General features: G+C 73.2%; 13 protein-coding genes and 1 pseudogene. 9 read left to right on the top strand and 5 right to left on the bottom strand.

Annotated features, from left to right (window positions below):
* The 8 genes and pseudogenes from IG54_RS0131115 to IG54_RS43505 all read left to right on the top strand — a co-directional run.
* A pseudogene (locus IG54_RS0131115) lies at positions 1–216 on the top strand (hypothetical protein); the annotation flags it as partial.
* Between the two features lie 64 nt (positions 217–280).
* Positions 281–718 (top strand): phage tail protein, encoded by a 438-nt coding sequence (locus tag IG54_RS0131120; RefSeq protein ID WP_030792191.1) that lies wholly within the window; start codon positions 281–283, stop codon positions 716–718.
* Position 719: 1 nt separating this feature from the next.
* Complete coding sequence (locus IG54_RS0131125) at positions 720–1,463, top strand: LysM peptidoglycan-binding domain-containing protein (RefSeq protein WP_030792194.1); 744 nt, start codon at positions 720–722, stop codon at positions 1,461–1,463.
* Between the two features lie 12 nt (positions 1,464–1,475).
* Positions 1,476–3,371 carry a VgrG-related protein gene (locus IG54_RS0131130; RefSeq protein WP_030792197.1) on the top strand — a complete coding sequence of 632 codons (1,896 nt, stop codon included), beginning with the start codon at positions 1,476–1,478 and terminating at the stop codon, positions 3,369–3,371.
* A gap of 58 nt (positions 3,372–3,429) precedes the next feature.
* Positions 3,430–3,843: a GPW/gp25 family protein gene (locus IG54_RS0131135; RefSeq protein ID WP_030792208.1), complete on the top strand. Its 414-nt coding sequence runs from the start codon at positions 3,430–3,432 to the stop codon at positions 3,841–3,843.
* A 6-nt stretch (positions 3,844–3,849) separates the two neighbouring features.
* Complete coding sequence (locus IG54_RS0131140; RefSeq protein WP_030792211.1) at positions 3,850–5,829, top strand: putative baseplate assembly protein; 1,980 nt, start codon at positions 3,850–3,852, stop codon at positions 5,827–5,829.
* On the top strand, positions 5,826–6,452 hold the full coding sequence (locus IG54_RS0131145; RefSeq protein WP_078594723.1) for a phage tail protein: 627 nt from the start codon (positions 5,826–5,828) through the stop codon (positions 6,450–6,452). Before IG54_RS0131140 ends, IG54_RS0131145 begins: the two co-directional genes overlap by 4 nt.
* Before the next feature lies 1 nt (position 6,453).
* Positions 6,454–7,647, top strand: coding sequence for a discoidin domain-containing protein (locus tag IG54_RS43505; RefSeq protein WP_051820195.1), 1,194 nt, complete (start codon positions 6,454–6,456; stop codon positions 7,645–7,647).
* A gap of 115 nt (positions 7,648–7,762) precedes the next feature.
* On the opposite strand, the gene IG54_RS0131155 is transcribed toward IG54_RS43505, so the two are convergent.
* Complete coding sequence (locus tag IG54_RS0131155; RefSeq protein ID WP_030792220.1) at positions 7,763–8,686, bottom strand: LLM class F420-dependent oxidoreductase; 924 nt, start codon at positions 8,684–8,686, stop codon at positions 7,763–7,765.
* 248 nt (positions 8,687–8,934) lie between these two features.
* Here IG54_RS0131155 and IG54_RS38450 point away from each other — a divergent pair, with 248 nt between their 5' ends.
* Entirely contained in the window at positions 8,935–9,171 is a 237-nt protein-coding gene (locus IG54_RS38450) for a hypothetical protein (protein WP_037898071.1), read from the top strand.
* Between the two features lie 65 nt (positions 9,172–9,236).
* Here the strand turns inward: IG54_RS38450 and IG54_RS0131165 are convergent, their stop codons facing one another.
* From IG54_RS0131165 to IG54_RS0131180, 4 genes are all read right to left on the bottom strand, one after another.
* The gene (locus IG54_RS0131165) at positions 9,237–9,719 is read right to left on the bottom strand and encodes a DUF6099 family protein (protein WP_030792226.1); all 483 of its coding nucleotides are present in this window, start codon (positions 9,717–9,719) and stop codon (positions 9,237–9,239) included.
* Positions 9,720–9,990: 271 nt separating this feature from the next.
* Positions 9,991–10,326, bottom strand: a complete 336-nt coding sequence (locus IG54_RS0131170; protein WP_030792229.1) for a nucleotide pyrophosphohydrolase — start codon at positions 10,324–10,326, stop codon at positions 9,991–9,993.
* Entirely contained in the window at positions 10,323–11,489 is a 1,167-nt protein-coding gene (locus tag IG54_RS0131175; RefSeq protein WP_030792232.1) for an AAA family ATPase, read from the bottom strand. The genes IG54_RS0131170 and IG54_RS0131175 overlap by 4 nt, the downstream gene beginning before the upstream one ends.
* Before the next feature lie 302 nt (positions 11,490–11,791).
* Positions 11,792–12,184 (bottom strand): cell division protein SepF, encoded by a 393-nt coding sequence (locus tag IG54_RS0131180; protein WP_030792236.1) that lies wholly within the window; start codon positions 12,182–12,184, stop codon positions 11,792–11,794.
* Positions 12,185–12,346 lie beyond the last annotated feature (162 nt).

Raw genomic sequence — 12,346 nt, forward strand, 5'->3', positions numbered from 1 at the left:
ACCGCCCCCACGGCCGCCAAGCCTGAACCCGTAACCAGCACCCCCAGCAACACTCGTACCACCCCCGCGGGCCCCGCCCCCGACTCCACCCCTGCCAGCCCCGCCGACCTGGACGACCTGGCCCGGCGCCTCCTCGCCCCCCTCTCCCGTCTCCTCCGCGCGGAACTCCGCGGCGACCGTGAGCGGATCGGGCGGCTCCGCGACCACGGCCGCTGAGCCCCGGCACGAACCCGTACGCCCCAACAACTGCCACAGCTGACACCGCCACAGGAAAGAACCCATGCCCTCGACCCTGGACCCCGGTTCCACCGTCTTCTTCAAACTGACCATCGACGGCCAGGACCTCGGCCTGTTCAACGGGTGCGACGGACTGGCCTCCGAGGTGGAGGTGGAGCAGCGGCAGGAAGGCGGGAACAACGGGTTCGTCTGGCAGTTGCCCACCCGCGTGACCTTCTCCACCATCCGCCTCACCCGCCCCCTGACTCCCGACACCGCCCGCGTCGCCGCCTGGATCTCCTCCATCGCCACCGGGATCACCCGGCCCACGGCCCAGATCGCGGCCCTGCGCGCGGACGGTTCCGTCGTCGCGCAGTGGGGGCTCGTCGAGGTGCTTCCCGTGCGCTGGCAGGGGCCGAGTCTCAGCCCGGACAACCCGAGCGTGGCGACCGAGACGCTGGAGATCGCCCACCACGGGTTCACCGACGCGGGCGGTGCCTGAGATGGCCGCGCCGACCGGCGGCAAGGCGGGGGCGAGCCTGGTCCGGGCCGAGCTGGACATCCATCAGCCGCCCACCGATCTGGGCGGGTCCATGGGCGGGAAGATCGGCGAGGTCGAGTTCCAGTTCAACCCGACGCAGCTCCAGATGGCCCGCTCCGCCGAGTGGCGGACGCAGCCCGCGGTCGCCTATATGCGGGGCGCGCCGCCGAAGTTCACCGGGTCCGTGCCCGCCACGCTCCAGCTGGAGGTGTTCCTCGACTCGTCGGGCGAGCCGAACTCCGGCAAGGTGCAGAAGCAGGTGGAACTGCTGCTCTCCTGCTGCGAGGTGACGCCGCAGAGCGTCACCTCCAAGCGGCCCTCGCCGCCCTGGGTGCGGTTCTCCTGGGGGTCGTTCAACACCGTGCAGTTCGTGGCGTACGTGACCAGTGTCAGCGCCAACTTCACGCTGTTCAATCCGACGGGCGAGCCGATCCGCGCGACCTGCGCGCTGTCGCTCACCGAGGTGGCGATGCCCACCAAGGGGCAGAACCCGACGTCCGGCGCGCTCTCCGCCCGCCGCGTGCACCGCACCGTCGCCGGTGACTCGCTGGCCTCGCTGGCCTGGCGGGAGTACGGGGACGCCACCCGCTGGCGGCTGATCGCCGAGGCCAACGGCATCGACGACCCGATGCGGCTGAGACCCGGCACCGAACTGCTGCTGCCCGCCGCCGAAGAGGCCCGTCCCGCGCATGTGGAGTCCGTATGAGTGAGAAGACGTATGAGTGAGAAGACGTATACGAGCGTCCTGCACGCCGAGATCGGCGGTTCCCGACTGCCGGACAAGCTCGCCGTGCTGCTCGTCGAGGGCTGGGTGGACTCCAGCGTGAACGTGCCGTCCGCCTTCCAGCTGACCTTCGCCGACACCGGCGGCGACATTCTGGAGAAGTTCCCGCAGATCAAGGTGGGCGCCAAGGCCGTCCTGTGCCCCTTCACCGACGGGGTGCGCGGCAAGCCCATGCTGACCGGCGAGGTGACCGCCCTGGAGGTGGACGCCGACGCGGGCGGCAAGTCCCTCGTCGTACGCGGCTACGACCCCGGGCACCGGCTGCTGCGCAACCGCCGCGTGCAGGGCTTCCCGAACATGACGGCCTCCGACATCGTGCGGCGGGTCGCCGCCCTCAGCGGCCTCAAGCTCGGCAAGGTCGACGCCACGCCCACGGTCTACGAGCTGGCCACGCAGCCGAACATCACCGACTGGGACTTCCTTTCGCGCCTGGCCCAGGAGAACGACACCCATCTGTCGTTCGACGAGGACGGGAAGCTGTGCTTCGCGAAGCTGGCGCCCGCCGCGGGCGCGCCCGCCGACACGACTCCCGCCGCGCAGAGCCCGTACGTCCTCGAATTCGGGCACAACGCGCTGCACAGCCGTGTCGCGGTGACCGCCGCCGGGCAGGTCGCCACGGCCGGGGTGCGCGGCTGGGACATGCGGGCCAAGCGCGCCCTGTCGGCGCAGTCCCCGGCCGTCACGAGCAAGGACATCGTCGCCGACATCACCCCCGCGCAGCTCTCGCAGCCGTTCGGCAGGGCCGAGCTGACGGACACCGGGACGCCGTACACGACGCAGGCCCAAGTGACGCACGCGGCACGCTCGTTGGCCGAGGATGTGGCGGGCTCCTTCGCGGAGGTCGAGGTCGCGGTCACCGGCAACCCCGAGCTGCGGCCGGGGCAGCCCGTGGCGCTGAAGGGGGCCGGGTTCCCCTTCGAGGGGAAGTACACGGCGACCGGAGTACGTCATCTCTTCGAGTCGGGGCGGCCGTTCACGACGTGGCTGACCGTCTCCGGGCGGCAGTTCCGTTCGCTGTACGGGCTCGCCTCCGGGGGCGCCGACGCCGCCCCGCCGATGCCGGGCGTCGCGATGGCGCTGGTCAGCAACGCCAAGGACCCGCTCAAGCTGAACCGCGTGAAGCTGCGTTTCCCCTGGCTGTCGGACACCTATGAGAGCGACTGGTGCCGCATCGCGCAGCTGGGCGGGGTGCGGGGCGGCGGTCTGATGCTGCCCGAGGTCGGTGACGAGGTGCTCGTCGCCTTCGACCGGGGCTCGCTGGAGCATCCGTACGTCCTCGCCGGGCTGTACAACGGCGTCGACAAGCCGACGCCGGACCCGGACGGGCTGCCCGCGGTCGACCCGACCAGCGGCCGGGTCAACTGGCGTTCCCTCGCCTCGCGCAGTGGCCACACCGTCGAGCTGGTGGACGCCAAGTCCCGTATGAAGAGCGGGATCCGGCTCCAGACCGGCAACGGCCGGCTCACCGTCCACCTGGACGAGACGCGCACCAGCGTGACCATCCGGAGCGACGGTTCGGTGTCCATCTCCGGGACCCGCAACGTCAGCATCAGGGCGGGCGGCAATCTGTCGCTGACCGCGGGCGGGGCGCTGACGATGAGCGCGGGCGGGGCGGTCGACATCAAGGCGGGCGCCAAGTTCGGCGTCACCGCGGGCGCCGTGGCGGACATCAACGCGACCGGCGCCGTCAGCCTCAAGTCGGCCGGCGCGGTCTCCGTCAACGCGGCCGCCGCCGTGGCGGTCAGCGCGGTCGGCGCGGTCGCCGTCAACTCGGTGGCCACCGTGACACTGAACGCCCCGGCCGTCCTGCGCAACGGCCTGCCGTTCTAGCGGAGTTGGGGGAAATGGAGAGTGGAGTCGAGGGATATGCCGAGGGGGGTCGTGGGGCATGAGTGAGCAGTTCGTCGGCGCGGGCTGGACGTTTCCGCTGCGTACGGACGCGGGCGGCGGCATCGCGCTGGCCCGCCGCGAGCGTGAGATCGAGGAGTCGATCCGGCTCGTGCTCGCCACCGCACCCGGTGAGCGGCCGATGCGGCCCGAATTCGGCTGCGCGGTCCACGACTTGGTGTTCTCGCCGGTCAACGAGGCGACGGCGGGCCGTATCCGGTACGAGGTGCGGTCCTCGCTCGACCGGTGGGAGCCCCGCATCGAGGTCCTGGACGTCGAGGTCAGCCCGGCCGCCGACGATCCGTCCGTCCTGTTCATCGACGTGAGCTACACCGTGCGCGGCACCAACAACCCGCGCAGCCTCGTCTTTCCCTTCTACGTGATCCCGTCCACGGAATCAGAGAGCGGAGTCTGAAGTCCGATGGCCCTGCCCGCACCCCACCTCGACGACCGGCGCTTCCAGCAGTTCGTCGACGACGCCAAGCGCTACATCCAGCAGCGCTGCCCGGAGTGGACCGACCACAACGTCTCCGACCCGGGCGTCACCCTCGTCGAGGCGGTCGCGCACATGGCCGACCAGGTCGTCTACCGCCTCAACCGCGTGCCGGAGAAGAACCACCTGGCCTTCCTCGACCTGCTCGGCGTCACCCTCTTCCCGCCCTCCGCGGCCCGCGCCGACGTCACCTTCTGGCTCTCCGCGCCGCAGCCCGAGCCCGTGGTGCTGCCCGCCGGGACGGAGGTGGCCACCGGCCGCACCGAGACCGAGGAGGCGGTGGCCTTCGCGACCGAGGCGGATCTGACGGTGGTGCCCTGCGAGCTGGACGCCGTGCTGCGCCAGGAGGCGGGCGGCACCCCGCAGGACTGCGGGCAGGACGTGTTCGGCGGGCGTGACGTGGGCGTCTTCGCCGAGTCCCCGCGCCCCGGCGACACGCTGCTGTTCGGGCTCAGCGCGGCGGTGCCCTCCTGCGTGGCCGTGCTCCAGCTGGACAGCCGCGTGGACGGTGTCGGCGTCGACCCGCGCCAGCCGCCGCTGGTGTGGGAGGCGTGGACCGCGGACGGCTGGACCGAGTGCGAGGTGGAGGAGGACTCCACCGGCGGCCTGAACCGGCCCGGTGACGTGGTCCTGCACATCCCGGCCGGGCACGTCGTGTCCCGGGTGGGCAGGCAGGACGCGGGCTGGCTGCGCTGCCGGGTGGTCGAGGCCGCCCAGGGCCAGCCGTTCTACAGCGCGTCGCCGACCGTGCGGGCCGCGTCCGCGTTCACCATCGGCGGCACGACGCGGGTCGCGCACGCCGACGTCGTACGCGATGAGCCGCTCGGTGACTCCACGGGCGTCCCCGGCCAGCGCGTGCGGCTCGCGCAGGCGCCGGTCGTCGCGGACCGGCCGCCGCTGCTCCTGGAGGTCTCGGAGACTTCCGGGAACTTCGACGAGGACGGCGTCGGCTGGCAGGAGTGGCAGGTCGTGGACCACTTCGCCGCGTCGGGGCCCGACGACCGCCACCTCACTCTCGACGCGGCGACCGGCGAGATCGCCTTCGGTCCCGCGGTCCGCGAACCGGACGGCTCGCTGCGGCAGTTCGGCGCGGTGCCCGCCAAGGGCGCCGCGATCCGCGCCACCCGCTACCGCACCGGCGGCGGGCGCGCGGGCAACGTGGCGCGCGGCGCGATCCAGGTGCTGCGCAGCTCCATCCCGTACGTCTCCCGGGTGGAGAACCGCGAGGCGGCGCGCGGCGGGGTGGACGGCGAGACCGTGCAGGAGGCCAAGGTGCGCGCGCCGATCGCGCTGCGCGCGCAGGAGCGGGCGGTGACCGCGCGCGACTACGAGGAACTGGCGCGGCGCGCGGCGCCCGAGACGGCCCGCATCCACTGTCTGGCCGCGGAGGCCGCCGACGCCGGTGAGAACGCGGTGCGCGTCCTCGTTGTCCCCCAGGCCGTGCCGGACCGCGGCGGACGTCTGCGCTTCGAACAGCTCGTGCCGGGCGACGAACTGCTGTCCCGCGTCACGCACTTCCTGGACGACCGCCGCCCGATAGGCACCCGGCTCGCGGTCGGACCGCCCTTCTACCAAGGCGTGACGGTCGTCGCCACACTCCACTCCTTCCGCGCCGCCGAGGCCGAGCGGGTGCGGGCCGACGCCCTCGACGCGCTCTACGCCTATCTGGACCCGCTGACCGGCGGGGCGCACGGCGCGGGCTGGCCCTTCGGTCGACCGCTGCGCGCCGGTGAGATCTTCGCCGCGCTCCAGCGCGTGCCGGGCGTGGAGCTGGTCGACGAGGTCCTCCTGCACCCCGCCGACCCGCTCACCGGCCGCCGCGGCGATGCCACCGACCGCATCGAACTCACGCCGTCCGCCCTGCTGTTCCCGTTCGACCACCGCGTCCGTGTCATCGAGGCGCGATGACGACGCCGCGGCCACGGGCCGCCGCCGATCTGCGCAAGGCGGGTGGACGCGCGGCCCCCGGCCCAGGGCGCGGCTCGCTGCCCGGGCTCGTCTCCGCGCATCCGCTCGGCGAGCAGCTGCCCGCGGTGTTCGCCGACGACGACTTCGCGTTGCGGTTCGTCTCCGGGCTCGACGTCGTGCTCGCGCCCGTCTTCACGGTGCTGGACTGTCTGGAGGCGTACTTCACGCCCGCCCTGGCGCCCGAGGACTTCCTCGGGTGGCTGACGGACTGGGTCGGCACGGAGCTGGACGGCACCGAGCCGCTGCCGACGCGCCGGCACGCGGTGGCGTCGGCCGTCGCCCTGCACCGCGTCCGCGGCACCCGCCGCGGCCTGTCCGCCGCCGTCGAACTCGCCTTCGGCATCCGGCCGGACATCAGCGAGAGCGGCGGCGCGACCTGGTCCGCGCGCCCGCTCGGCCCCTTCCCCGGCACCCCGCGCCCCGCCCTGCACGTCACCCTGCGCGTGCCCGACCCCGCGTCGGTGGACCCGCACCGCCTGCGGTCGGTCGTCGCCGCCGCCCGCCCCGCGCACCTCCCCTTCACGGCCGAGGTGACCGCCACGCCTTTCCCTGAAGGAACCTGAGATGCCAGAGCAGCCAGAGCAGCCCGAGACGGACGAGATGCCCAACTCCCCCTCCACCACGCCCCCGTGCCCCGAGTGCGGCACCCCCGCCCGGCAGCGCGGCCAGTCCTTCTGCGACTCCTGCGGCGCCTTCCTCCGCTGGGACACCCCGGCAGGCCCCGCGAACGCGCCCACCGCGGAGCCGGGCCCCGCGCCCGCCTCCCCTTCCGCGCCCGCCCCCGCGCCCAGGCCCGAACCCGAGCCCGCTTCCGGTGGCGCCGACACCACCGTCCCGCTTCCGGCGGCCGACCCTGAGCGGGCCGATCGCGGCTCATCCCCCTCCGGCACCCCGGACGACGCCGCCGTGTCCGACACCGCCATACGCTCCCTGCTCGTCCCCGTACCGGAGGCCTCCGGACCCGTCGCGCCCCCGGAGACGCCGGGCGGTGTCCTGCCGGGCAGGCCCGAGGCGGCGCGCCCCCGGGTGCGACAGGCCGCGGTGCCCGCCGCGCCCGAGTCCGGCGCGGCCTGCCGCAGCTGCGGGACGCCCAACGCGCCCCGTCGGCACTTCTGCCGCAGCTGCGCCAACCCCCTGAAGGACTCCGCGGCCCCCACCGCCGAGGGCCCCTACGCGGGTCAGCGGCCACGCCTGGACCGTGACCGCACCCGGTGGATCGCCCGCGCCGTGGGCGTCGCGGTGATCGCCGGTCTGTTGATCGGCGGGATCCTCGGCGGGCCCCCGGCCGCGCGGGCCGTGCAGGACCACTTCGCCAAGCGGGTCCCCGTCCACCCCACGGATTCCAGCGCCTCGCACGCCGCCCCCAAGCAGGCGGCGAAACTCGCCTTCGACGGCTACTCCAACACCTGGTGGGGCACTGGCTACGCGGGCGACTCCGCGGGTCAGTGGATCCAGGCCGACTTCGGCCAGCCCACCGACCTGCTCAACCTGCTGATCACCCCGGGCACCTCCGCCCGCACCGCGCAGGCCGCCGAGCAGGCGAGGCCCATGGAGTTCGACCTGGTGGTCAGCGACTCGGCGGGCAAGGAGCACACCCTGCACCGCCGGATCAACGACGGGGGCGTGCAGAAGCTCGACGTGCGCGTACGGGACGCGGTGAGCGCCCGGCTGATCCTGCGCTCCGCGTACGGCGCGGGCAAGGAGCGCCAGGTGGCCGTCGCCGAGCTGGAGTTCTTCGGCCGCTCGACAGGTCAGTGAGCCGCCGCCCCCTGCCGACCTGTGCTTTCGAGTGACCGCCGGGCACCGGAGGGGGTGCGCCCGGCGGCCACGTATGGGAGCCGCCCTGCGGCTGCGGGCGCTGACGCCCGCTGGGCTAGGACAGCTGTGACTGCACCTGCGAGGAGATGATCTCCAGGTGGTCCAGGTCGGCGAGGTCGAGGCACTGGAGGTAGATCCGGCTCGCGCCGACCGCCTGATAGCGCCCGATCTTGTCGACGACCTCGGCCGGGGAGCCCGCGAGGCCGTTGGCCTTCAGCTCGTCCACCTCCCGGCCGATGACCGCCGCCCGCCGGGCGACCTCCGCGTCGTCCTTGCCGACGCAGACCACCAGCGCGCTGGAGTACACCAGATCGTCGCCCTTGCGCCCGGCCTGCTCGGCGGCGGCGCGGACCCGGCCGAACTGCCGCTCGCTGTCCTCGACCGAGGCGAACGGGATGTTGAACTCATCGGCGAACTGCGCGGCGAGGCGCGGTGTGCGCGTCTCGCCGTGGCCGCCGATGAGGACCGGCACCTTGGGCTGCGCGGGCTTCGGCAGGGCCGGGGAGTCGGTGAGCTGGTAGTGCTTGCCGTCAAAGTCGAAAGTCTGGCCGACCTCGGTGGCCCACAGGCCGGTGACGATCTCCAGCTGCTCCTCCAGGCGGGCGAACTTCTCCTTGGGGAAGGGGATGCCGTAGGCCTTGTGCTCCTCCTCGAACCAGCCCGCGCCCAGGCCCAGTTCCACCCGGCCGCCCGACATCTGGTCGACTTGGGCCACCTGGATGGCGAGAACGCCGGGCAGCCGGAAGGTGCCCGCGGTCATGAGCGTGCCCAGCCTGATCCGCTTGGTCTCCCGCGCGAGCCCGGCCAGGGTGATCCAGGCGTCCGTGGGACCGGGCAGGCCGTCGGCGGAGCCCATGCGCAGATAGTGGTCCGAGCGGAAGAACGCGTCGAAGCCGAGGTCCTCCGCGGCCTTGGCGACGGTGAGCAGCGTGTCGTAGGTCGCCCCTTGCTGGGGCTCGGTGAAGATTCGAAGATCCATGGCTCCATCCTGCATGCTCGAACGCTCGTCAACCCCGCCGGTCCCGCCGGTCCGCGGCCGCCCCAGTCGGGTGAAAATCCGTCAACGGCACGGCTGGTGCGGGCCCGCCCCAGTGACCCGGCCCACCGGCAGATCGTTGCCTCGGGCGGAGCCGGACCGCCCGGCACCCGCGCCGGTGGCCGCCGCCGGGGCGTCGCTCGCGTCAACTGCCCTCCCCCGTCGGGAGGGCGAGGGCCGAGGAGGCCGTGATGTCCCAGGAAGCCGTCCCCGAGCAGGAGGCAGCGCACGATTCGTCCGTGCCCGCGCCGCAGAGAGCGCCGAAGGGCCTGCTCCAGCAGATGGAGGAGCTGATGGCGGCGCTCAACGCGGACCTGACCCAACTCGATGCCGACCTCCAGCAGTCCTCCTCCACCGCACCGCACTCCTCCTCCACGGCTCCGCAGCCCTCCGCGGTTCCGCAGGCGTCCGCGCCCCGGGAGCCGTAAGAGAACGACGGCCGGGCCCGCGCGAGGGTGCCGCTCCGCGAGGTCCGTGCGCCGGCGCCCGCGCCTCATGACGGGCCCGCCGCCGAGTCCGGCTCGGGCAGGCCCCGCTCCCGCACCGCGAGTCTGCGCAGCATCTCGAGGACCCGGTCCCTGGACTCGTCGGCGGCGTCTATCGCCTCCATGCACTGCCAGTACACCGCCTCGTCGGCGGCGCCCATGGCGACCCCGACGAGCGCGATACCGACCTCGCCGAAGAGTTGGTCGAGGGCGAGCAGGACCTCCTGGGCGTCGCCCGTCTCCGTCAGCCGCGCGGCCCGTATGTCCTCCGTCCCCAGGCGCGGGGCGTCGAGCAGCCCGCAGGCTCTGCCGCCGACCTCGCTCAGGCCGAGCGCCTCTCCCCGTAACTCCGGAGGGCCCGCGACCGCGAGGCGGCTGCCTATCGCTTGCGCGAGCGCCTGCGACTGCCAGACCTCCACGACGATGGCGACCGGGTCCTCGCTTCGCGCCAGGGCGCGCCGGTTCGCCTCGATGAGCCGCATTGCGTTCATGCGCAACCCCCCATCCCTCCCGCGCGCATACGCCGCACGTCCGCCCGCACTCCCACGTCCACTACCCAGAGTGATACTCATCCGGTCGAAAAGCCAGGGGAAGCCGGAAATCTGTGGACAAGCAATCGAGTTCTGCCAAGCCAGCCACTCCGGAGAGTGACGAAAATGTTGAAAAGGGCTCCGCCGGCAGGCGGAAAGGGGGTCAAAAGGCGGGCTCAAGGCGGGGGCGCGGCAGGCACGTGGCGGAGACGCGGCAGGCACGCGCCGGGCATTACGGCCCGTCCGCCGCCGGAAAACGCTCTTCGTTCCGCTCGATCTTCGCCGCGAGCGCGGCCAGCGCGTCGATCCCCAGGACCTCGCAGAACTGCAACAGATACGCGAGGACATCGGCGACCTCGTCCGTCACCCGGTGCGCCGAGTCCGGGTCCTTCATCACCCGCTCCGACTCCTCCGGTGTCAACCACTGGAAGATCTCCACCAGTTCGGACGCCTCCACGCTCAGCGCGGCGGCCAGGTTCTTGGGTGTGTGGTACTGCCCCCAGTCGCGAGCGGCCGCGAACTCGGCCAGTCGGCGCTGGAGTCCCGCTACATCAAGTCGTTCTGTCACAGCCCCAGGTCTACCACCGAGGCGCCGGCGGCGTCGGCCGCCCAGTCCGCGTCGCGCACCGCCCCGACCAGGCGGATGTGCCCGCGCGCGCACGTCAGCGCCGCCAGTTCGCCGAGCGCGCGCGTCTGGCGCGCGTCCAGGCGGCGGTCGAGGCCGTCGGCGAGGACGGTGAGGGTCTGATACGCCTGCGGGACCTCCGCCACCGGGTCGACGGCGAGCACGCCGGGCCCGGTGAGCAGGACGAGCGCGAGGGCCAGGTACCGTAACTCGCCGTCCCCGAGCCGCGTCAGAGGCGTCCGCACTCCGTCACCCCGGTCCACGAAGGCCTGCACCGACCCGTCCTCCGCCTCTTCGGAGAACACGTCGGCGACCGGCCCCGCGCAGCCGTCGCGCACCGCCGAGACGAGCAGCGCGTGGCGTCCCGCGCACTCGGAGCGGGTGCGCCACAGGACCTCGGCGAGGTTGTCGCAGCCGCTCAGGAGGCGGCCCGCCCCGATCAGCCCCGCCGGGACCGGTGCGCGCATCCGGCTGGGCCGGGGGTCGCAGGGGAACGCCGAGCGCAGCGCGACCACGACCTGTTCGGCCGCCGCGAGCACCAGGCGCTGCCCGTCGGTCTTGCCCGCCACGCGCAGCGGCACGAGCGCCGTGCCGAGCCGGTCGTCCGGCATCGGGGCGCGGGTCACGGGAGCCGCGCCCGCGGTGTGCCAGGCCGCCTGGACCATACGGCGCCCCGGGTCGCGCAGCGCCGTCTCCAGAAGGACGAGCGAGCCACGGGTCAGCCGCTCGCCCACGACGCGCAGCTCGGGCTCGGCCTGGACGGCGAGGTCGAGCCGGACGGTCCCGGCGGGCCCCTCGACCGTGCAGCCGATGCGGAACCCGCGCCGCCGCTGGCCGTCGGCGCGGGCGCGTTCGGGCACGCACGCCGAGGGGTCGTCGAACACGTCGGCGAGTTCGGCACCGGCGCCGAGCCGCGCCAGTGCCTCGTACGCGGTCATCGCGCTGGACTTGCCGCTGCCGCTGGGCCCCGTGATCAGCGTCAGCGCGCCGAGCGGGAGCACCGTGCCGCGGTGCCCGGCGAAGGCGGACAGCCGCAGCTCCGTGATCTGCGGGCGGTCCTGGCCTGCCGTCGGCCGCGGGGCCGGCTCCGGAGTGTGCGCCGTCATGCTCGGAAGCTAAGGGGCGGCGCACCGGGCGAACCGTTACGCCCGGCCGCCCTTCCTACGATCGAGGGGTTCCCTCGGAAGATGCACCGCGGCGGGCCGAGCAGGGGCTAGGGCCTGTCCGGCGGATCAGGCCGCACTTGGGCGACGGTCACCTTTCTGCGCGGGTGAGCGGGGTCTGGTGCGTCGAGACGCAAGGCGGAGGAGGGCGGCAACGCGATGGGGGCGCCCCCTGCTCGAGCGAAGCCGAGAGCTTGGGGAAGTGCCAGACCCCACGACCCGCGGCATGATCCGCCGGACAGGCCCTAGGGCTGCGCGACCGCCTCCACCAGTCCCTGCACTTCCGTGCCGGGTGGCGCGAGGAGGAAGACGTTCTTGTCGACCCGGTGCATGCCGCAGCCGAGGCCCAGCACCACCCCGCTGCTGAAGTCCAGTACCCGCTTGGCGACTTCGGTCTCGGCGCCCGTCAGGTCGAGCAGGACCGGGATCTGCGACATGACGGTCTCGGCGACCTCGCGGGCGTCCGAGAAGACGTTGACCCGCATCACCACGAAACGCCGCCGCGTCTCGGTCTCCGCCTCCGGCAGCGCGCGGTGTCCCGGCCACGAGGGCCATTCGTTGCGGCTGCGCAGCGGTACGACCTGGGCGAGCCCTTCCCACTGTTCGTCGGTGACGTCGTGGCGCTGACTGCTACTCACTGACCCACCCCGTCCTGGCTCGCACTCATTGTCTGCACCGGCCAATTCTTACGCCAAGTCACCCGTTCAGCCCAACTGCGACACGGTCGGGGTGCCGGGCCGCCGCCCGGTCACCAGTAGAGTGCGGCTGCGCAGCCCTTCCCGAACCCCGAGGTCAGGTAC

It is taken from the genome of Streptomyces sp. NRRL S-920, from assembly GCF_000717945.1.
GTDB lineage: Bacteria > Actinomycetota > Actinomycetes > Streptomycetales > Streptomycetaceae > Streptomyces > Streptomyces alboniger.